Source organism: Streptomyces sp. yr375, from assembly GCF_900110755.1.
GTDB lineage: Bacteria > Actinomycetota > Actinomycetes > Streptomycetales > Streptomycetaceae > Streptomyces.
Window position 1 is genome coordinate 199293 of sequence record NZ_FOFF01000010.1, and the last position, 18873, is coordinate 218165.

Genomic DNA, 18873 nt, shown 5'->3' on the forward strand with positions numbered 1-18873 from the left:
CTCCGCTCTTCCCCGCCTCCCTCAACCGGAGCGCCGCCGTCCGGCCGGAAACCGGACGGCATCCCGCAGCCGCAGTCCACCCTGCGGCGCCACCCCCAGCCGGCCGCCCGGAGGCACCCCCTTGTCCACGCCGTCAACCACGCCGTCCACCTCGTCTCTGCCCACCGCCCCCGCCCCCTCCCCCTCCCCCGAGGACCCCCTCGCCCGCGAGCGCGGCCATCTCACCTCCTCCCGCGCCGCCCTGCGCGCCATGCGCGAGGACGTCGAGAACCTCGACATCACCGACGTCACCGCGAACTGGGTCAACGCCCAGATCCTGGGACGCCAGATCGAGGACCGCATCAAGGCGCTCGCCGACCTCAGCGACACCCCGCTGTTCTTCGGCCGCCTCGACTACCTGCACGCCCCCGGCGCCGACCGGGCGGAAGGGGCCGAGGGCGAGCGGTTCTACATCGGGCGACGGCATGTGCACGACGGGGACGGCGACCCGATGGTCATCGACTGGCGGGCACCGGTCTCGCAGCCGTTCTACCGGGCGTCGAAGAAGGACCCGATGGACGTCGGGCTGCGCCGCCGCTTCGGTTACACCGGCGGCGACCTCACCGCGTACGAGGACGAGCACCTCTCCGACCCGGCGGAGACGTCGCAGACCAGCAAGCTGCTCCAGCAGGAGATCGAGCGGCCGCGTGTCGGCCCGATGCGGGACATCGTCGCGACCATCCAGCCCGAGCAGGACGAGATCGTCCGCAGCGGGCTGGGCGGCACGGTCTGCGTCCAGGGCGGCCCGGGCACCGGGAAGACGGCCGTCGGCCTGCACCGGGTCGCCTACCTCCTCTACGCGCACCGCGAGCGGCTCGCCCGCACGGGCACGCTGGTCATCGGGCCGAACAAGTCCTTCCTCCACTACATCGAGCAAGTGCTGCCCGCACTGGGCGAGTTGGCGGTGCGTCAAGGCACGGTCGACGACCTGGTGGCCCATGTCGAGGTGCGGGGCGTGGACGACACGGCGGCGGCGGTCGTCAAGGGCGACGCGAGGATGGCGGAGGTGCTGCGGCGGGCGGTCTACGCGCACGTCAGCATGCCGGTCGAGCCGATCGTCGTGGTGCGCGGCTCACGGCGCTGGCGCGTCCCGGCGTACGAACTGGAGCAGATGGTCCGGGAGTTGCTCGACCGGGACATCCGTTACGGGGCCGCCCGCGAGGCGTTGCCGCAGCGCATCGCGCATGTGGTGCTGGTGCAGATGGAGCGCTCGGGCGAGGCCCCGGACGACCGGGTGCAGGACGCCGTGGCCCGCAGCAGCGCGGTGAAGGCGGCGGTGAAGGCGGTCTGGCCGGCCGTCGAACCGGCGAAACTCGTCCTGCGGCTGCTGTCCGACGCGGAGTTCCTCGCCACGCACGCGGCGGGCGTGCTGACCGAGGACGAGCAGCGGACGATCCTCTGGCCGAAGCCGGTGCGGTCGGTGAAGGCGGCCAAGTGGTCGGCGGCGGACGCGGTGTTGATCGACGAGACGACGGACCTCGTCGAGCGCACGCACTCCCTCGGCCATGTCGTCCTGGACGAGGCGCAGGACCTGTCGCCCATGCAGTACCGTGCCGTCGGCCGCCGCTGCACGACGGGTTCGGCGACGGTCCTGGGCGACCTCGCGCAGGGCACCACCCCCTGGGCGACTGGGAGTTGGCAGGAAGCCCTCACCCACCTCGGCAAGTCGGACGCGGCGATCGAGGAACTGACGGCCGGTTTCCGCGTCCCGACGGACGTCATCACCTACGCCTCCCGCCTGCTCCCGCACATCGCCCCGGGCCTCACCCCGGTCGCGTCGGTCCGCGAGAACCCCGGCTTCTTCGCCCTCCGCCCGATCACCGACGACACCGAAGTAGTGGCGGCCTGCGAGGAGTTGCTCCGCAACGAGGGCTCGACGGGCCTGATCGCGGCAGACCCCCGCATCCCGGCCCTGACCAAAGCCCTCACGGCGGCAGGCATCGGTTTCCTCTCCCCCGGCGAGGAAACCACGACAGAAACCCGCCTCACCCTGGTCCCCGCCTCCCTGGCCAAGGGCCTCGAATACGACTACGTAGCCCTGGACGACCCCCAAGCCATCATCAACGCAGAACCAGACGAACGAACAGGCCTACGCCGCCTGTACGTAGCCCTGACCCGAGCGGTATCGGGCCTGATCGTGACCCACACGGACCCACTGCCTGTGCAGCTCGGCTGAGGGAGCCTCTGTCACCGCCGAGGACAGTCCCGGCACGCCATGGAGACGGGCGGTGCGTTGCGGGTGGCAGGGCTCCTCGGGGGCGGTGCCCCGGTGCGCGGGGTGGCGGGCCCGACACGTGCGCCCAGAGGAACGGCGGCGCTGTCGACGGGTTCGGCGGTGAAGACGTAGCTCAGGCCGGTGCCGGTGATCACCTGGAACACATACGGTCTGCCTTCGTCGAGCCCGTCCAGGGCCCATTGGAGTTCGTCGGCGTCGCGAAGCCAGGCGTGCACCTGCCGGGCGGTCGGACCGTCGAGCCGACCGACCACGGGGCCCACACGCCCACGCAGACAACGCATGACCAGTCGTGCGGAGTTCGCCTCGTACTCCCCGAGCACGGTGCGGAATCCGCCGGGCACATACGCGACCACCCGCAGCCGAAATCCCAGGTCCACCCGCGTCGAGGCCATCCGCGCCGCCGTCACGACTCCGTCCCGTCCGGCAGCGCCAAGTGCCCACACGATCTTGCCGATCCCGTCACGCGGGCTCACGCCCCAGTCGACGGCCAGCGCGTCGACGAGGGTCAGACCCCGGCCGGACTCGTCGTCGACCCCGGCGTATCCCAACTCCGGTTTCCCATCGCCGGAGTCGGAGACTTCGAGGCGCAACCCGGCAACGCCCAGTTCGAACCGAACGCCGATTCTCCGGCCGTTCGTCGTCCTGGCCTTGATGGCGTTGGTGGTCAGCTCGGAGAGCAATAGAGCGGCGCAGTCTGCGAGTTCACCGTTCACGCCCCAAAGGGCGAGTTGCTTCCGGAGTTCCTCACGGGCACGCCCGACGCTCCGGCGATGCCTGGGGAATGTGTGCGCCTTGCTCTGCACCGGTGCAGGCGGCGCGAGTTGGACGGGTACGGCTCTTGCGGGCATAGCTCATCCCCTTGAGAGCTAGGGAGAACACGTCTCGTCACGAAACGAGAGCGCTGGGTAACTGGAATCAGAATGCACGGCACTTGCGCCGACCGCAATCTACTCATTGGAAATAGTGCCATGATCTTTTACGGCGGATAGTGTTCCACCGAAGAGAATCCACACGAAGGGGGCACTCATGGCCGGAGCGCGTCCAACAGTTCGACGACGTCGCCTTGCCGCACTTCTGGTCGAGTTCCGGGAGCAAGCAGGGAAGAGCCTTGACGATGCGGCAGAACGCATCGGCTGCCACCGGACGAAGATCAACCGCATCGAGAACGCGCGCCTGGGCATCTCCCTGGGCGAGTTGCGCGACCTGCTGACGTTCTATGGCGTCGAAGACCCCACGCGGGTCGAGGAGATGGTGTCACTGGCCCAGCGCAGCCGGGAACCGGGTTGGGTGCAGCGTGCGGGGCTGGCACGCCCGACCTACACGGACTTCATCGACTACGAGGGCACGGCCGACTACATCCGGTCGTATCAGAACAACCTCATCGCCGGACTGTTGCAGACCCCCGACTACGCACGGGAGGTCATCTCCGCGCGCCCGTCCACCCTGAAGCTCGAAGAGGTGGACGCACTGGTCGAGGCCCGCATGAAGCGCCAAGAGGTGTTGCAGCGCAGTACCCCTCCACGGCTCTGTGTGATCGAGGCAGAGGCGGCCCTTCGACTTCAGGTCGGCGGCAGAGAGGTGATGCGCAAACAGTTGGATCATCTGGAAGCGATGGCCGGCCATCCGTCCGTAGAAGTTCAGGTCATCCCTGACCGAGCAGGGGCGCACGCAGGACTGGCCGGATCGTTCGTGCTCTTCGCCTTTCCCAACTCGATGTTCTCCGATGTCGTGTGCGTGGAACATCGCATCGGGACGTTCTATATGGAGACCCTGGAAGAAACATCGGAATATACGCTCATCTTTGATTCGCTCCGTTCAATCGCCTTGAGTCCTGGTGACAGCCTCAGCATGATCGCCCGGGTACGGCAGGAGCTGTAGCAGCAATGAAGTGGAGAGGTACCGAGGGATGAGCACCCCCAATCTTGAGACCGCAACGTGGCACAAGAGCAGCTACAGCGGGCAAGGCGGCGACTGCGTCGAAGTGGCGTACACCGCTGACGGGGGCCGGGCCGTCCGTGACAGCAAGGACCCGGCCGGGGCCGTTCACTTCTTCGGGTCCGACCAGTGGACGCACTTCGTGGCCGCGCTCAAAACCAGCGAACTGCCGACGCCCTGAGTCTTCCACCTGCCGTGCAGACGTCAGCCGGCACAGGCGGTTGCCATGACTGGAACGAACGCCTTCGCCCTCGGATCCAAGAGCACGTAGTTGAAGCACAGTTGGGGCGGCAACTACCGCACCCCTGGCATCCCGCGCTGAAGGCCATCTCGTGATCGAAGCATCCGTCGCGGCCGTACCCGGCTTGGTCGTCTCCTTCCTGGTTCTCGCCGTCGTGTTCGCGGTGCCCACCGCGCTGGTGGCCAAGGCCCGCAACAAGCCCTGGCCGCTGAGAACCGCAGTGGCCGGGTACGCGGCCGGCATCCTCGCGGTGACCCTGCTCCCAGGTGCCGCCGGCCTTGAGGCCTGGCAGTGCGACACGGGAGCGCCCACGCACCTGTTCACCTCGGTCAGTTCCCTGCTGAACATCGCCCTCTTCGCACCGGCCGGGTTCCTGGCCGTCCTGGTGTTCCGGCGGCCGGTCACCGTGGCGGCCGCGGGTGGCTTCCTTAGTGCGGCGGTCGAGCTGACGCAGTCGGCGGCGAGCTTCGGCCGGTCGTGCAGCGTGAGCGATCTCGCGGCGAACGCGGTGGGGGCCGTGGCCGGGGCCCTGGCCGGGGCTTTGTGGCTCTACCGACAGCGCGGGCTGCCGCGCGAACCCGTGCGCGACCTCCTGTGGGGCACCACTCTCGCCGTGGCCGGTGCCGTGGCGGTGACGGGAGTCTTCGACAGCCGCATCACCGGGGTGGACGTCGTCGCCAGGGACGAGCGGACACACAGCCTCGCCGAGTCCTCCATGCAGGCCAACGAGTGGATCACCGGCGCGGCCAAGGGCATCTACGGCAGCGACACCGAGGTCACGGAATCCGCCACCCGGAAGAGCGGGCGGCGGTTGAAGATCACCGCGGAGACGAACCGCGGCAGCATCTCAGGCTGGTGGCCCGACAAGGACCTCGTCAGCGCGTGGTCGTCGGACACGCGCGGCGACGAAGGGTCCGTCACCGAGGCCCAAGTCGCCAAGGCCGCCGACAAGTTCGCACGTCGGTGGTTCCCGAAGAACGTCGCCGGAAGCGAGCGGAAGATCCGCTCCATCGGGGACGGCCCCACCCGGGCCTACACCGTGATCTACCGGCGCTACGCGGACGGCGTGATGACGCCGATGCGCCTCGACCTCACCATCACCACAACCGCTCGGGTCATCGGGTTCTCAGCCGTGACAGTCGAGGATCCCGCACTGCCGCAGGTCACGGTCGACGCCTCGACGGGCAAGCCCCTTTCCACCTCCTGACCCGCCCTTCGAAAAGGGAGTTCACCCGTGCTCGGAGGGAAGCCTCACCTTGCACACACCGCCCGACGCTACGACCGCTGCCGCAGTCGAGACCTTGAAGGAGTACGAAGTTGAAGACGATTCCTGACGCATCGACTCTCCCGGCCTGGCGCAAGTCCAGCTACAGCGAAAACGGCGAAGGCGCTTGCGTCGAGGTCTCGGACCGATACCTCACCGGCGTCCCCGTCCGTGACTCCAAGGCACCCCACGGCCCCGCGCTCGTCTTCGAGTCGGCCGCCTGGTCGTCCTTCGTCGGCGCGGTCAAGGGCGAGGAGTTCACCGCCTGAACCCGTAGCGGCTCCGGACAACCGGCCCCTACCCCCCGTCCACCACCCGCCGCCACTCCCCCACCGCCGTCGCCGACACCGGGCCGGTCCAGCCGGTCGGGCGGGCCGCGCTGCCGATGTGGAAGGCGTCGATGCCGGCGGACCGGAGTGGGGGGACGTGGGCGAGGTGGAGGCCGCCGCCGACGAGGAGTTGCTGCTCGTAGCCGGGTTCGCCGTGGCGGGACGCCTCCGTGCGGAGGGTGGGGAGGCCGGTGTCGACGCCTGCCGCCGAACCGGCCGTGAGGTAGGTGTCCAGTCCGGGCAGGCCGTCCAGTTGCTTGCGCAGGGCGTCGCGGTCGGCGGCGTGGTCGAGGGCGCGGTGGAAGGTCCAGCGGCAGCCGTCCAGCTCGGCGACGATCCGTTCCACCGCCGCCAGATCCACCCCGCCGTCCGCGTCCAGGAACCCGAGCACGAACTCCTCCGCGCCCGCCGACCGCAGCTCGCGCGTGAGATGGACGAGGCGGTCGACATCCGACGCGGCTCCCGCCGCGAAGCCCTCGGACAGGCGGAGCATCACGCGCAGAGGCAGGTCGACGGCGGCCCGGATCCGGGCGAAGGCCGCGACCGGCGGGGTGAGCCCGTCGGCGGCCATGTCGGTGACCAGTTCGAGGCGGTCCGCGCCTCCGGCCTCGGCGGCGACCGCGTCCTCCACATCGAGGGCGATCACCTCCAGCACTGCACGCTTGCTCATGGGACCCCATTCGTCGACGGGCGGCTACGGATCCGACGCAGATCCGGTACAGGTCTAGTCCAATTGAGGATACGCCTCCGCGGCCGGCCCTCCCGCGCGACAATGAAGACATGGCCGATCTCGACGCCCTGCGCACCCGCTTCAGTCACGCCCTGGAGAGGGCCCGGTCCCCCGTCGGCGGCCCCGACCCCGTGCCGTACGCCGACAACCTCCTCGCCCGCTGGCAGGAGCCGCAGCGCCGCTATCACACGCTCACGCACCTCACCGCAGTCCTCGACCGCGTCGACGAGCTGGAGGCGTACGCCGACGACGCCGACGTCGTACGGCTGGCGGCCTGGTTCCACGACGCCGTCTATCTGCCCGACCGCTCCGAGAACGAGGAGCGGTCCGCCCGGCTCGCCGAGCGCGCCCTGCCCGAGGCGGGGGTGTCGCGGGAGCGGACCGGCGAGGTCGCGCGGCTCGTCCGGCTCACCGTCAGCCACGACCCGGCCGACGACGACCCCGACGGCCAGGTCCTGTGCGACGCGGACCTCGCGATCCTCGCCGCGCCGCCGTCCGCGTACGCCGCCTACACGGCCGCCGTCCGCGAGGAGTACCACTTCGTCCCCAGCGACGCCTTCCGCGCCGGCCGGTCCGCCGTCCTGCGTCAACTCCTCGAACTGCCACGGCTGTTCAGGACGCCGTACGGCAGCGAGCGGTGGGAGGAGACGGCCCGCTACAACCTGCGCGGCGAACTGGAGCTGCTGGCCTCGTGACCACCGGTGCTCCGCCCCCGCGCATCCCCGCCGCCCGCCTCACCCTCGAAGGCCTCACCCCGCCCGCCGCCGCCGGACTGCGCGCGGGCGGCGGCGGAGGGTTCGAGTGGCTCGGGGGCGGACCCTACGAAGGCACGCGCGACGCCGCCGGAATGCTCGTCAAGGCGTACGTGAACGGCGTGCACCGGCCCGAGTTCGGCCTCTACGTCCTCGTACGGCACGAGGACGGCCGGGCCGTCGGCAGCATGGGCTTCCACGCGGCTCCCGACGAGGACGGCCGCACGGAGATCGGCTACGACCTGGTCGAGGCGGCCCGCGGCCACGGCTACGCCACCGAGGCGCTGCGCGCGCTGGCCGCGTGGGCGCTGGCGCGCAGCGACGTACGACGCCTGTTCGCGGTCGTCGAGCACGCCAACGCGGCCTCCCGCGCCGTACTGGAACGGGCCGGGTTCGTCCGGGTCGCCGAGAGCGACGGGGACGGAGGCGACGACGCCTACGAGCTGACCTGACTCAGGGTGCGCTCTGCGGGTCGGCGGCCCCGCCGCCGCCCTTGCGTCTGCGCAGGCCGGACGTCGTCAGCAGCCGGATCACCTCACGGCTGCTCACCTCGACCGCCCCGGCGGCCACCACCTCGGCGTAACGATGGGACGGGATGTCGTAGTGGTCGCGCTCGAAGGCCCGGCGCGGGATGCCCGACGCGTCGGCGAACGCGTGCAGTTCGGCGTACGAGACGTCGCTGACGAGGTGGGACCACATCCGGCCGTGGCCCGGCCAGGCCGGCGGGTCGATGTAGACGGTCACGAGCACCTCACGAGGATGGCGTGCCCCCCGCGGCCGAGCCCAGCGAGCCCACCGACGCGACCTTGACGCCCGCCTTGTGGCACACCCAGTGCGGGTCCGGGCCGAGTTCGGGCTCGACGTCGAGGGCGTGCGGGTCGCCGGAGCCGCAGACCGGGCACAGGGGCCAGCGGCCGTGGCGTTCGAGGATCGCGTCCTGCACGTCCTGCGCGACCAGCCCCGCCACGTACTCCGCGCCCGCCGGCCACTGCTCGACCCACCAGCGGCGCTGCACGACGGAGTCCTCGACCATCGACACGACGTCCGCCGCGGCGACCTCGCCCGAGGCCAGATCGGCGAGCACCAGGGCGCGCGCCGCGTGCAACGCCTGTTCCAGGGGGCTGATGGGGTTGCCGGTGGGGTCCATGCCCCTATTGTGCGCACGCCTGGCCCACTCCCCGAACGGAAAATACCGTGAGGAGAGCGGTCGCAGGCAGCCGCACTGGACCCTCGCCGGAAAGAGTCGACCCCGATGACCTCCCCGATGACCTCGCGCAACCTCCTCCCCCAACTGGCTTCGCTGACCACCGAAGCCTTCCGCCCGGAACTCGCCGAGATCGATCTGCTCCCCACCCTCGACATCGCCCGGCTCATGAACGCGGAGGATTCCGCCGTTCCCGCCGCCGTCGCCGCGCAGCTTCCGCGGATCGGTGCCGTCGTCGACGCCGTCGCCGCGCGGATGGCGCGCGGGGGGCGGCTGGTGTACGCCGGTGCCGGTACCGCCGGGCGGCTCGGGGTGCTGGACGCGTCCGAGTGCCCGCCGACCTTCGACACCGCCCCCGGGCAGGTCGTCGGGCTGATCGCGGGCGGGCCGGCGGCGCTGGTGACGTCCGTCGAGGGCGCCGAGGACTCCCGGGAACTGGCCGAGGCGGACCTGGCCGCCCTCGCCCTCACCCCGGACGACACCGTGGTCGGCGTCTCCGCCTCCGGTCGCACCCCGTACGCGATCGGCGCCGTGGCGTACGCGCGGGCGCGGGGCGCGCTGACCGTCGGGCTGGCCTGCAACGCGGGCAGCGCGCTGGCCGCCGCCGCCGAGCACGGGATCGAGGTGGTCGTCGGCCCCGAACTGCTCACCGGCTCCACCCGGCTGAAGGCGGGCACGGCGCAGAAACTGGTCCTCAACATGATCTCGACGATCACGATGATCCGGCTGGGCAAGACGTACGGGAACCTGATGGTCGACGTCCGCGCCTCGAACGAGAAGCTGCGCGCCCGCTCACGGCGGATCGTGGCGCTGGCGACCGGCGCGGCGGACGACGACGTCGAGGCGGCCCTCACGACGGGCGACGGCGAGGTGAAGAACGCGATCCTGGTGCTGCTCGCCGGGGTGGACGGGCCGACGGCCGCCCGCCTTCTGGAGGAGTCCGGGGGACATCTGCGCGCCGCGCTCGCCTCCGCCGACGGCTGAGCCGCACGCTCGGGGGGTGCGTACCGACTCCTCCTCCACAGCCGCCTCCCCGGCCGCCGCCACAGCCGCCGCGATCCTGCCCCTGGTCGGCGGCCCCGCGAACGTCACCACCGTCGCCCACTGCATGACCCGGCTCCGCCTCGTCCTCACCGATCCGTCCCGGGCGGACGAGACGGCGCTGCGGGCGCTGCCCGGGGTGCTGGGGGTCGTCGTGGCCGACGGCTCGTGGCAGGTGGTCCTCGGCCCGGGCGCGGTGACGACGGTGACGACCGAGTTCGAAAAGCTCCTCGCCCACCACCACTCCGGCACGGAGTTGCGAGACGCGCAACGACTGCGCGACGCGACCCCCCTCAAGACCGTCCTGCGCCGCATCGCCGCCGTCTTCGTCCCGCTGATCCCCGCCCTGATCGGCTGCGGAATCCTCGCCGGCCTCAACGGCCTTCTCCTCAACGCCGGTTGGCTGCCGGGGCTGACGCCCGCGCTGGCCGCCGTCGCCGCCGCCTTCATGTCGCTGATCGCCGTCTTCGTCGGCTACCAGACGGCGAAGGAGTTCGGCGGGACGCCGATCCTGGGCGGCGCGGTCGCGGCGATCGTCGTCTACCCGGGGGTCGCGAAGGTGACGGCGTTCGGGGTGACGCTCGCCCCCGGCCAGGGCGGGGTCCTCGGCGCGCTGGCCGCCGCGCTGCTCGCGACGTACGTCGAGAAGCGGTGCCGCGGCCGGCTCCCGGAGAGCCTGGACGTGCTCCTCACCCCCACCCTGACGGTCCTCGTCGCCGGCCTCGGCACGCTGTACGGCCTGATGTACGCGGCCGGCGCGGTCTCCACGGCGATCGGCACGGCCGCGAACTGGCTGCTCACGACCACGGGCCCGATCGCGGGCCTGATCCTGGGCGGCCTTTTCCTGCCCCTGGTGATGCTCGGCCTCCACCAGGCCCTCATCCCCATCCACACCACCCTCATCGAACAGCAGGGCTACACGGTCCTGCTCCCCGTCCTGGCGATGGCGGGCGCGGGCCAGGTCGGCGCGGCACTCGCGGTGTACGTCCGCCTGCGCCACGACACCGCCATCCGTACGACGATCAGATCGGCACTCCCGGCCGGCCTGCTGGGCATCGGCGAACCCCTCGTCTACGGCGTCTCGCTCCCCCTCGGCCGCCCCTTCCTCACCGCCTGCGCGGGCGGCGCGGCCGGCGGCGCCTTCGTCGGCTTCTTCGCGACGCTCGGCGACAAGGTCGGCGCAACGGCGATCGGCCCGTCCGGCTGGGCCCTGTTCCCCCTGCTCACCGGCCCCCGAGGCCTGGCCATGACAGCGGCGATCTACGCGGGCGGCCTGCTCACGGCCTACGCGGTCGGCTTCGCGACGACCTACGCCTTCACCGGCCCACTGGCCACCCGCCGCACCCCGTAGCCACACAACCACCGCTCACCACCACGTCCCCCGCGCTCCGCGCCCCGACCGGCGTTCGTCCTACCCTTGGGCCCATGAACCACGCCCAGCTCACCTCTCTCGGTCGTGCGCTCCGGCTGCTCGGGGAGCATGGCGACGCGCTGACCGCCGACACGCCCGACGCCCGGCTGCATGAGGTCAAGGCCGATCTGAAGCGGGCCCTGGAACTGCTGGACGACGGTGTCGTCGGTGCCACGCCCACCACCCGGTGCGCCGAGCACCCGCACGGCCCGGTCGACGAGGCCGCCCCCGACCTGTGCCTGCTGTGCGAGACGCGCCGCCGGTCGGCCCGGCGCGCCGAGTTCAACGGCCCCGCCCCGCAGGCGCCGTACACCCCGACTCCCTCGATCTCCCGTTACGGCACCCGCGCCGACCGCCCGCAGCCCCAGCAGCGCTGGCTGCCGGAGCTGTGGAACGGCCAGGAGTGGCACCTGTGCGGAACCCCGAGGCGGGACCGGCGCGAGGCCGAGCTGTACATCGCCGCCCTGCGCCGCGGCTCCCGGCCGGCGATGGCCTACCGGCTGGTGCACGAGTTCACCGACTACGAGGTGCTCCGCATCTGGGGCACCCCGGTGAAGGTCGACATCGAGCCCCTCGGCAACCTCTGAGACACGTCGGACGGGTTGTGGCTCAGCTCAGGGTCTTCAGGGCGGCCGCGTCGTAGGGGGCCAGCTCGTCGAGGCGACCGCCGAGGACCTTGGCGGCCCACTCCGGGTCCTGGAGCAGCGCCCGCCCGACGGCCACCATGTCGAACTCGTCGCGCTCCAGCCGGTCGAGGAGGTCGTCGATGCCCTTGACCTGGGAGCCCTCGCCCGCGAAGCCGCCGATGAAGTCGCCGTCGAGGCCGACCGAGCCGACGGTGATGGTGGGCTTGCCGGTGAGCTTCTTCGTCCAGCCCGCCAGGTTGAGGTCGGAGCCGTCGAACTCGGGGAGCCAGTAGCGGCGGGTGGAGGCGTGGAAGGCGTCGACACCGGCGGCGGCGAGCGGCGCGAGGATGGCCTCCAGCTCCTCCGGCGTCTCGGCGAGCCGCACGTCGTACGCCTCCTGCTTCCACTGCGAGTAGCGGAAGATGATCGGGAACTCGGCGGAGACGGTCTCGCGGACGGCCGCGATGATCTCGGCGGCGAACTTCGCGCGGGCCACGGGGTCGCCGCCGTACGCGTCGGTGCGGCGGTTGGTGCCGGACCACAGGAACTGGTCGAGCAGGTAGCCGTGCGCGCCGTGCAGCTCGACACCGTCGAAGCCGATGCGCTCGGCGGCCGCGGCGGCCTGCGCGAACGCGCCGATGACGTCGTCCAGGTCACGCTGGGTCATCGCCTTGCCGACGCCCTCGGTGCCGTCGAGACGCACCCCGGAAGGCCCGACGGCGGGCGCGTCGGCGAACGGCGGCTCACCCTGGTTGCGGACCATCCCGATGTGCCACAACTGCGGCACGATCGTCCCGCCGCCCGCGTGCACGGCCTCGGCGACCTTCGCCCAGCCCGCCAACTGCTCCTCACCGTGGAACCTCGGCACCCGGTCGCTCTGCCCGGCCGAGTCGTGCCCGACGTACGTCCCCTCGGTGACGATGAGACCGACACCGGCGGCGGCGCGCCGCGCGTAGTACGACACGACGTCCTCACCGGGAATCCCGTCCGGCGAGAACATGCGCGTCATCGGCGCCATCGCGATCCGGTTCGGAACGGTCAGCCCGTTGATGGACACCGGCCGGGAGAGAATCTCGGCGGCACGGGAGGGGGCAGGCGGGGTGACGCTCACGTGGGGCTCCTCAGGTAGGGGACCAGGGGTGGGACGAGTGGCTTGACCAGGCGGTATGTGCATGTGCATCGAGTACCTGGTACGACAACCCCCGGCGGCCCCGGCACCATTCCGCCCGCCCCGCGATTCCCCCTGTGATCCCGCCCACGCACCCCGGTTCCGCCCCGGACACGCCCGAGGGCGGCACCCCCTGCTGGAACAGGGAGTGCCGCCCTCGGTCGCGTACTGCCATGAACCGCTGATCCTCGGGGGATCAGAAGTCCATGTCACCGCCCGGCATGCCGCCGCCGGCCGGGGCCGAGGCCTTCTCCGGCTTGTCGGCGATGACTGCCTCGGTGGTGAGGAACAGCGCGGCGATGGAGGCGGCGTTCTGCAGGGCAGAGCGCGTGACCTTCGCCGGGTCGATGATGCCTTCGGCGATCATGTCGACGTACTCACCGGTCGCGGCGTTCAGGCCGTGGCCGATGGGCAGGTTGCGGACCTTCTCGACGACGACGCCACCCTCGAGACCACCGTTGACGGCGATCTGCTTGAGCGGGGCCTCGAGCGCGATGCGCACGGCGTTGGCGCCGGTCGCCTCGTCACCCTCGAGCTCCAGCTTCTCGAAGACGGCGGCGGCCTGGATGAGCGCCACGCCGCCACCGGCGACGATGCCCTCCTCGACGGCGGCCTTCGCGTTGCGGACGGCGTCCTCGATGCGGTGCTTGCGCTCCTTGAGCTCCACCTCGGTGGCGGCGCCGGCCTTGATGACCGCGACACCGCCGGCGAGCTTCGCCAGGCGCTCCTGCAGCTTCTCGCGGTCGTAGTCCGAGTCGCTGTTCTCGATCTCGGCGCGGATCTGGTTGACCCGGCCGGCGACCTGGTCCGACGAGCCGGAGCCGTCGACGATGGTCGTCTCGTCCTTGGTGATGACGACCTTGCGGGCCTTGCCCAGCAGGTCCAGGGAGGTGTTCTCGAGCTTGAGACCGACCTCCTCGGAGATGACCTCGCCACCGGTGAGGATGGCGATGTCGTTCAGCATCGCCTTGCGGCGGTCGCCGAAGCCCGGGGCCTTGACCGCGACGGACTTGAAGGTGCCGCGGATCTTGTTGACGACCAGCGTCGACAGAGCCTCGCCCTCGACGTCCTCGGCGATGATCAGCAGCGGCTTGCCCGACTGCATGACCTTCTCCAGGAGCGGGAGCAGGTCCTTGACGTTGGCGATCTTCGAGTTGGCGATCAGGATGTACGGGTCGTCGAGGACGGCCTCCATACGCTCCATGTCGGTGGCGAAGTACGCCGAGATGTAGCCCTTGTCGAAGCGCATGCCCTCGGTGAGTTCCAGCTCCAGACCGAAGGTCTGGGACTCCTCGACGGTGATGACGCCTTCCTTGCCGACCTTGTCCATCGCCTCGGCGATGAGCTCGCCGATCTGGGTGTCGGCGGCGGAGATGGAGGCCGTGGAAGCGATCTGCTCCTTGGTCTCGACATCCTTCGCCTGCTCCAGCAGGGCACCGGAGACGGCCTCGACGGCCTTCTCGATACCGCGCTTGAGAGCCATCGGGTTGGCGCCGGCGGCTACGTTGCGCAGGCCTTCCTTGACGAGCGCCTGGGCGAGGACGGTCGCCGTGGTCGTACCGTCGCCCGCGACGTCGTCCGTCTTCTTGGCGACTTCCTTGACCAGCTCGGCGCCGATCTTCTCGTACGGGTCCTCGAGCTCGATCTCCTTGGCGATGGAGACACCATCGTTGGTGATCGTGGGGGCGCCCCACTTCTTCTCGAGGACGACGTTGCGGCCCTTGGGGCCGAGCGTCACCTTCACGGCGTCCGCGAGCTGGTTCATGCCGCGCTCGAGGCCGCGCCGTGCCTCCTCGTCGAACGCGATGATCTTGGCCATGTGAAGTGGTCCTCCCGGACTGGGGTGGATTGCTCCGGACCGCGCAGGCGCCCGCGACGGACGGCTCGCCGGCCTCGTGGTTCCTTGCCCCACCTGGCCTGCGGGCCTCGCCGACCCGATCCTCGTTGTCACTCTCACCTTCAGAGTGCTAACGCCAATGATTAGCACTCGGCATGGTCGAGTGCAAGCGGCTCGAGCGAATCCGCAGGTGAACAACGGTCCCGGCGCGGGACTGAAGACGACGGCCCGGGTACGACGGCCCGGGTACGACTGAAGGGCCCGTACCCCGGGAGGTACGAGCCCTTCAGTCGTAGTGCGGACGTACAGACATGCGGACGTACAGAAGAACGACGCTGTCAGTCGGCGCGTGCTTCAGCCGGTCGCGAGACGGACCATGTCCGCCTGCGGCCCCTTCTGGCCCTGCGAGATCTCGAAATCGACTCGCTGACCCTCTTCCAGGGTGCGGTAGCCGTCCATCTGAATCGCGCTGTAGTGGACGAAAACATCCGCACCACCGTCGACCGCGATGAAGCCGTACCCCTTCTCCGCGTTGAACCACTTGACGGTGCCCTGAGCCATGCCTAACTCCCCTATTACTGGCCCTTGCACAGATCCACACTTCGCGGATCCGGGTCAGACCTCACCCCCCACACGATTGGGGGCGTGCGCCGGAACGCGTCGACCGCGGCCGAATGTATCTGTCCAACTGCCCTCTGCAACAGGTCACTTGGACGAGAATTCTGGACGCGCGAGATCCGGAATGTGGCGAGAATTCGCCAGAACTCAGGGCAAGTCGGGCCCCGCAAAAGCCACAAAAGCCACGAATGAGGCGCGCACTTTGGCTGCTTCTCATCGGACGGTGGGCAGAAAGAAAAGGTTCCGGATCCTGTGATCACGACCCGGTTCCCCAACTGTACCGCGCTCAACCACACTGAATTGCCCCCTCCGCTTCAATCGCGGAGAGGGCAATTCGATGAACTCTCGGTAATTGCTGTTACCGACGGTCAGTACCGGCGGGTACTGACCGACAGTCAGTGACCATTCGACGATTCAGCCGCCGGCGACGGCCGGGATGATCGAAATACCGGCGCCGTCCGGGGTCGCCGTGTCGAGCCCCTGCTCGAACCGGACGTCGTCGTCGTTCACGTACACATTGACGAACCGCCGCAGCTTGCCCTGGTCGTCCAGAACCCGGGCGGCGATCCCGGTGTGGTTCTTCTCCAGATCAGAGATGACCTCACCAAGGGTCCCTCCCTCGGCCGACACCTCGGCAGCACCACCGGTGTAGGTGCGGAGGATTGTAGGGATCCGAACAGAAACGCTCATGCTGTGACCTCCGGTCAGGTAATCGCCGTCAGGGGCGCGGGGCTGTGTTGAATATGCGGCTACCGCCGCGTGGGCGCGACCGACCCCCACCGGCCCGCAGACGAACAACAACGACTGCTAAACGAGCCCCGCTTCGCGGAACGACTCAAGGTTGGGACGAATCGTCGCCGTAAGCCCGGTCCCCGCCACCGCGTCCAGCGTCTTCAGACCATCCCCCGTGTTCAGGACGACAGTCGTCAACGTCGGATCCAGCAACCCGCTCTCGATCAACTTCTTGGCGACACCGACGGTCACGCCACCCGCGGTCTCCGCGAAGATGCCTTCCGTCCGGGCGAGCAGCCCGATCGCGTCGACGACCTGCTCGTCGGTCACGTCCTCCACCGCCCCGCCCGTGCGCCGCGCGATGTCGAGGACGTACGGCCCGTCCGCCGGGTTGCCGATGGCCAGGGACTTGGCGATGGTGTTCGGCTTCTGGGGGCGTACGACGTCGTGGCCCGCCTTGTACGCGGCGGACACCGGCGAGCACCCCTCCGCCTGCGCGCCGAAGATCTTGTACGGCCTGTCCTCAACGAGCCCGAGCTTGATCAGCTCCTGCAAGCCCTTGTCGATCTTCGTGAGCTGCGAGCCGGAGGCGATGGGCACGACGAGCTGGTCGGGGATCCGCCAGCCGAGCTGCTCGCAGATCTCGTACGCCAGCGTCTTGGAACCCTCGGCGTAGTACGGCCGCAGGTTGACGTTGACGAAGCCCCAGCCCTCGCCGACCGGGTCGCCGATGAGCTCGGAGCAGAAGCGGTTGACGTCGTCGTAGTTGCCCTCGATGCCGACGAGTTCGCCGCCGTAGATCGCGGCCATGACGATCTTGCCCTGCTCCAGGTCGTGCGGGATGAACACGCAGGAGCGGAAGCCGGCGCGGGCGGCGGCGGCACCGACCGCGCCCGCCAGGTTGCCGGTGGAGGAGCAGGAGAGGGTGGTGAAGTGGAAGGCGCGGGCGGCCTCGATGGCCTGGGCCACGACGCGGTCCTTGAAGGAGTGCGTCGGATTCCCGGAGTCGTCCTTGACGAAGAGCTTGCCGGCGTCGACGCCCAGCTCGCGGGCCAGGTTGTCGGCCTGGACGAGCTTGGTCCAGCCGGGGTTGATGTTCGGCTTGTCCGCCACGTCGGCCGGGACGGGCAGCAAAGGCGCGTAGCGCCAGATGTTCGCGGGGCCCGCCTCGATGCGCTTGCGGAGCTCTTCGGTGTCGTAGGCCGAGAAGTCGTAGGCGATCTCGAGGGGGCCGAAACACTCTTCGCAGGCGAAGACCGGGCCGAGGGGCACGCGGTGGCCGCACTCGCGGCAGCTCAGCGCGACGGCGGGGCCGAGGTCGACGGGCGTGGAGTCGGCGGTGGGGCCGGTGGTGTTTCCAACAGTCTGCGCAGCCATGTGAGGCGAGGCCCTTTCTCCTCATCTTCCTCACGACGCATCTCGCCGTGAGACGGATTTGGCACCTTCCCGAGCCGGGAGCCTCGCCGCAGACGTGCGGACAAGACCGGCTGGAGGGTTGCCGGGGCTTCATCGGGCCGTATCCCTCTGCCCCTCTGGATGAGCGGTATGAAGTTGTGATCGGCGACCTCTGACATGCGATGGTCATCCGCGTTGTTCAAGACTGTAACCGAAGGCCAGGACAGTTGAGATAGTCGTCCGAACCGCGAGATGGATCACACGGTCACCTGCCGTGCACCTGCTGTGATCACGACGTGAGGAGCCGCTGACCGTGCTGGAAGAAGTCGAACGCTGGCTGGCCGCCCGCTCCTGGTCCGTGACCGATCGCCCGCTGCACCGGATCATGGCCGCGAAACGCGCCACGAACCAGTCGGTGTCCGTGGTCCTGCCCGCGCTGAACGAGGAGGAGACGGTCGGTGACATCGTCGCCGTGATCCGTCACGACCTCATGCACCAGGTGCCGCTGGTCGACGAGATCGTCGTCGTCGACTCGGGGTCGACCGACCGCACGGCGGAGGTCGCGGCGGCGGCGGGCGCGCGGGTCGTGCACCGGGACGCGATCCTGCCCCGGATCCCCGCCGTGCCCGGCAAGGGCGAGGTGCTGTGGCGGTCGCTGCTGGTCACCACCGGGGACATCGTCTGTTTCATCGACGCCGACCTGCGGGAGTTCTCCTCCGACTTCGTCTCGGGGATCGTCGGCCCGCTGCTCACCGAGCCGGGCGTGGATCTGGTCAAGGGCATGTACGACCGTCCGCTGGGCGGTGCGGCCGGTCAGGGCGGGCGGGTCACCGAGCTGATGGCCCGGCCGCTGCTCAACATGCACTGGCCGCAACTGGCCGGGTTCGTGCAGCCGCTCGGCGGCGAGTACGCGGCCCGCCGCAGCCTGCTGGAGCAGTTGCCCTTCCCCGTCGGGTACGGCGTGGAGCTGGGCATGCTGGTCGACGCCCTGCACCTGGTGGGGCTCGACGCCCTCGCCCAGGTGGACGTCGGCGTGCGCAAGCACCGGCACCAGGACGGCCAGGCGCTGGGCCGGATGGCGGCGACGATCTACCGCACCGCGCAGCTCCGGCTGGCCCGCGGGCACATGATCCGTCCGGCCCTCACCCAGTTCGAGCGCAGCGGCGACGGCTTCGCGCCGCGCACGTACTCCGTGGACACCGAGGAACGGCCGCCGATGGCGGAGATCACGGAGTACGCCACCCGCAGGGTCGCCTGAGAGCTGACACATGCCCGCCGTCTGTAAAAGTTGCGGGGCCTGTATACGGCCTCGCAA

19 protein-coding genes, 1 pseudogene and 1 riboswitch are annotated in these 18873 nt (G+C 70.0%); of the genes and pseudogenes, 11 read left to right on the forward strand and 9 right to left on the reverse strand.

The features are described 5' to 3' along the window. The first annotated feature begins 157 nt into the window (after positions 1 to 157). Entirely contained in the window at positions 158 to 2215 is a 2058-nt protein-coding gene (locus tag BMZ82_RS13870; RefSeq protein WP_093775472.1) for a HelD family protein, read from the forward strand. A gap of 11 nt (positions 2216 to 2226) precedes the next feature. Here the strand turns inward: BMZ82_RS13870 and BMZ82_RS39385 are convergent, their stop codons facing one another. Beyond that, positions 2227 to 3123, reverse strand: coding sequence for an ATP-binding protein (locus BMZ82_RS39385; protein ID WP_107487663.1), 897 nt, complete (start codon positions 3121 to 3123; stop codon positions 2227 to 2229). Positions 3124 to 3301: 178 nt separating this feature from the next. On the opposite strand from BMZ82_RS39385, the gene BMZ82_RS13880 reads away from it, so the two are divergent. The 4 genes from BMZ82_RS13880 to BMZ82_RS13895 all read left to right on the forward strand — a co-directional run bounded on the left by BMZ82_RS13880 (position 3302) and on the right by BMZ82_RS13895 (position 5984). Further along, positions 3302 to 4153 (forward strand): helix-turn-helix domain-containing protein, encoded by an 852-nt coding sequence (locus BMZ82_RS13880; protein WP_093775367.1) that lies wholly within the window; start codon positions 3302 to 3304, stop codon positions 4151 to 4153. A gap of 28 nt (positions 4154 to 4181) precedes the next feature. Beyond that, positions 4182 to 4391, forward strand: a complete 210-nt coding sequence (locus tag BMZ82_RS13885; RefSeq protein ID WP_093775475.1) for a DUF397 domain-containing protein — start codon at positions 4182 to 4184, stop codon at positions 4389 to 4391. A 151-nt stretch (positions 4392 to 4542) separates the two neighbouring features. Next, positions 4543 to 5658 carry a VanZ family protein gene (locus BMZ82_RS13890; RefSeq protein ID WP_143098855.1) on the forward strand — a complete coding sequence of 372 codons (1116 nt, stop codon included), beginning with the start codon at positions 4543 to 4545 and terminating at the stop codon, positions 5656 to 5658. Between the two features lie 110 nt (positions 5659 to 5768). Then, on the forward strand, positions 5769 to 5984 hold the full coding sequence (locus tag BMZ82_RS13895; protein WP_093775371.1) for a DUF397 domain-containing protein: 216 nt from the start codon (positions 5769 to 5771) through the stop codon (positions 5982 to 5984). Positions 5985 to 6012: 28 nt separating this feature from the next. Here BMZ82_RS13895 and BMZ82_RS13900 read toward each other — a convergent pair whose 3' ends face one another. Next, positions 6013 to 6714 (reverse strand): copper homeostasis protein CutC, encoded by a 702-nt coding sequence (locus BMZ82_RS13900; protein WP_093775373.1) that lies wholly within the window; start codon positions 6712 to 6714, stop codon positions 6013 to 6015. Positions 6715 to 6824: 110 nt separating this feature from the next. Here BMZ82_RS13900 and BMZ82_RS13905 point away from each other — a divergent pair, with 110 nt between their 5' ends. Further along, entirely contained in the window at positions 6825 to 7469 is a 645-nt protein-coding gene (locus BMZ82_RS13905; RefSeq protein ID WP_093775375.1) for an HD domain-containing protein, read from the forward strand. Between the two features lie 23 nt (positions 7470 to 7492). Next, a pseudogene (locus BMZ82_RS13910) lies at positions 7493 to 7978 on the forward strand (GNAT family N-acetyltransferase); the annotation flags it as partial. Between the two features lies 1 nt (position 7979). Here the strand turns inward: BMZ82_RS13910 and BMZ82_RS13915 are convergent. Together BMZ82_RS13915 and BMZ82_RS13920 are read right to left on the reverse strand one after the other, a co-directional pair. Next, positions 7980 to 8270, reverse strand: a complete 291-nt coding sequence (locus tag BMZ82_RS13915; protein ID WP_093775477.1) for a DUF4031 domain-containing protein — start codon at positions 8268 to 8270, stop codon at positions 7980 to 7982. Positions 8271 to 8277: 7 nt separating this feature from the next. Then, complete coding sequence (locus tag BMZ82_RS13920) at positions 8278 to 8673, reverse strand: hypothetical protein (RefSeq protein WP_093775379.1); 396 nt, start codon at positions 8671 to 8673, stop codon at positions 8278 to 8280. Between the two features lie 105 nt (positions 8674 to 8778). On the opposite strand from BMZ82_RS13920, the gene murQ reads away from it, so the two are divergent. The 3 genes from murQ (at position 8779) to BMZ82_RS13935 (ending at position 11769) form a co-directional block, all read left to right on the forward strand. After that, the gene (gene murQ / locus BMZ82_RS13925; RefSeq protein ID WP_093775381.1) at positions 8779 to 9714 is read left to right on the forward strand and encodes an N-acetylmuramic acid 6-phosphate etherase; all 936 of its coding nucleotides are present in this window, start codon (positions 8779 to 8781) and stop codon (positions 9712 to 9714) included. Positions 9715 to 9730: 16 nt separating this feature from the next. After that, positions 9731 to 11122, forward strand: a complete 1392-nt coding sequence (locus BMZ82_RS13930) for a PTS transporter subunit EIIC (protein WP_093775383.1) — start codon at positions 9731 to 9733, stop codon at positions 11120 to 11122. 74 nt (positions 11123 to 11196) lie between these two features. Further along, complete coding sequence (locus tag BMZ82_RS13935; RefSeq protein WP_093775385.1) at positions 11197 to 11769, forward strand: hypothetical protein; 573 nt, start codon at positions 11197 to 11199, stop codon at positions 11767 to 11769. Positions 11770 to 11791: 22 nt separating this feature from the next. On the opposite strand, the gene BMZ82_RS13940 is transcribed toward BMZ82_RS13935, so the two are convergent. The 5 genes from BMZ82_RS13940 to thrC form a co-directional block, all read right to left on the reverse strand. Further along, the gene (locus BMZ82_RS13940) at positions 11792 to 12919 is read right to left on the reverse strand and encodes an NADH:flavin oxidoreductase (RefSeq protein ID WP_093775387.1); all 1128 of its coding nucleotides are present in this window, start codon (positions 12917 to 12919) and stop codon (positions 11792 to 11794) included. Between the two features lie 253 nt (positions 12920 to 13172). Next, positions 13173 to 14795 carry a chaperonin GroEL gene (groL, locus tag BMZ82_RS13945; RefSeq protein ID WP_093775389.1) on the reverse strand — a complete coding sequence of 541 codons (1623 nt, stop codon included), beginning with the start codon at positions 14793 to 14795 and terminating at the stop codon, positions 13173 to 13175. A 372-nt stretch (positions 14796 to 15167) separates the two neighbouring features. Further along, positions 15168 to 15374, reverse strand: coding sequence for a cold-shock protein (locus tag BMZ82_RS13950; RefSeq protein ID WP_007493268.1), 207 nt, complete (start codon positions 15372 to 15374; stop codon positions 15168 to 15170). Positions 15375 to 15845: 471 nt separating this feature from the next. Next, on the reverse strand, positions 15846 to 16121 hold the full coding sequence (locus BMZ82_RS13955) for a MoaD/ThiS family protein (RefSeq protein ID WP_093775391.1): 276 nt from the start codon (positions 16119 to 16121) through the stop codon (positions 15846 to 15848). A gap of 117 nt (positions 16122 to 16238) precedes the next feature. Next, on the reverse strand, positions 16239 to 17540 hold the full coding sequence (gene thrC, locus BMZ82_RS13960) for a threonine synthase (protein ID WP_093775393.1): 1302 nt from the start codon (positions 17538 to 17540) through the stop codon (positions 16239 to 16241). An 18-nt stretch (positions 17541 to 17558) separates the two neighbouring features. Then, positions 17559 to 17706, reverse strand: a riboswitch (SAM riboswitch). A gap of 165 nt (positions 17707 to 17871) precedes the next feature. Between thrC and BMZ82_RS13965 the strand changes: the two genes are divergently transcribed. After that, the gene (locus tag BMZ82_RS13965; protein WP_093775395.1) at positions 17872 to 18816 is read left to right on the forward strand and encodes a glucosyl-3-phosphoglycerate synthase; all 945 of its coding nucleotides are present in this window, start codon (positions 17872 to 17874) and stop codon (positions 18814 to 18816) included. Positions 18817 to 18873 lie beyond the last annotated feature (57 nt).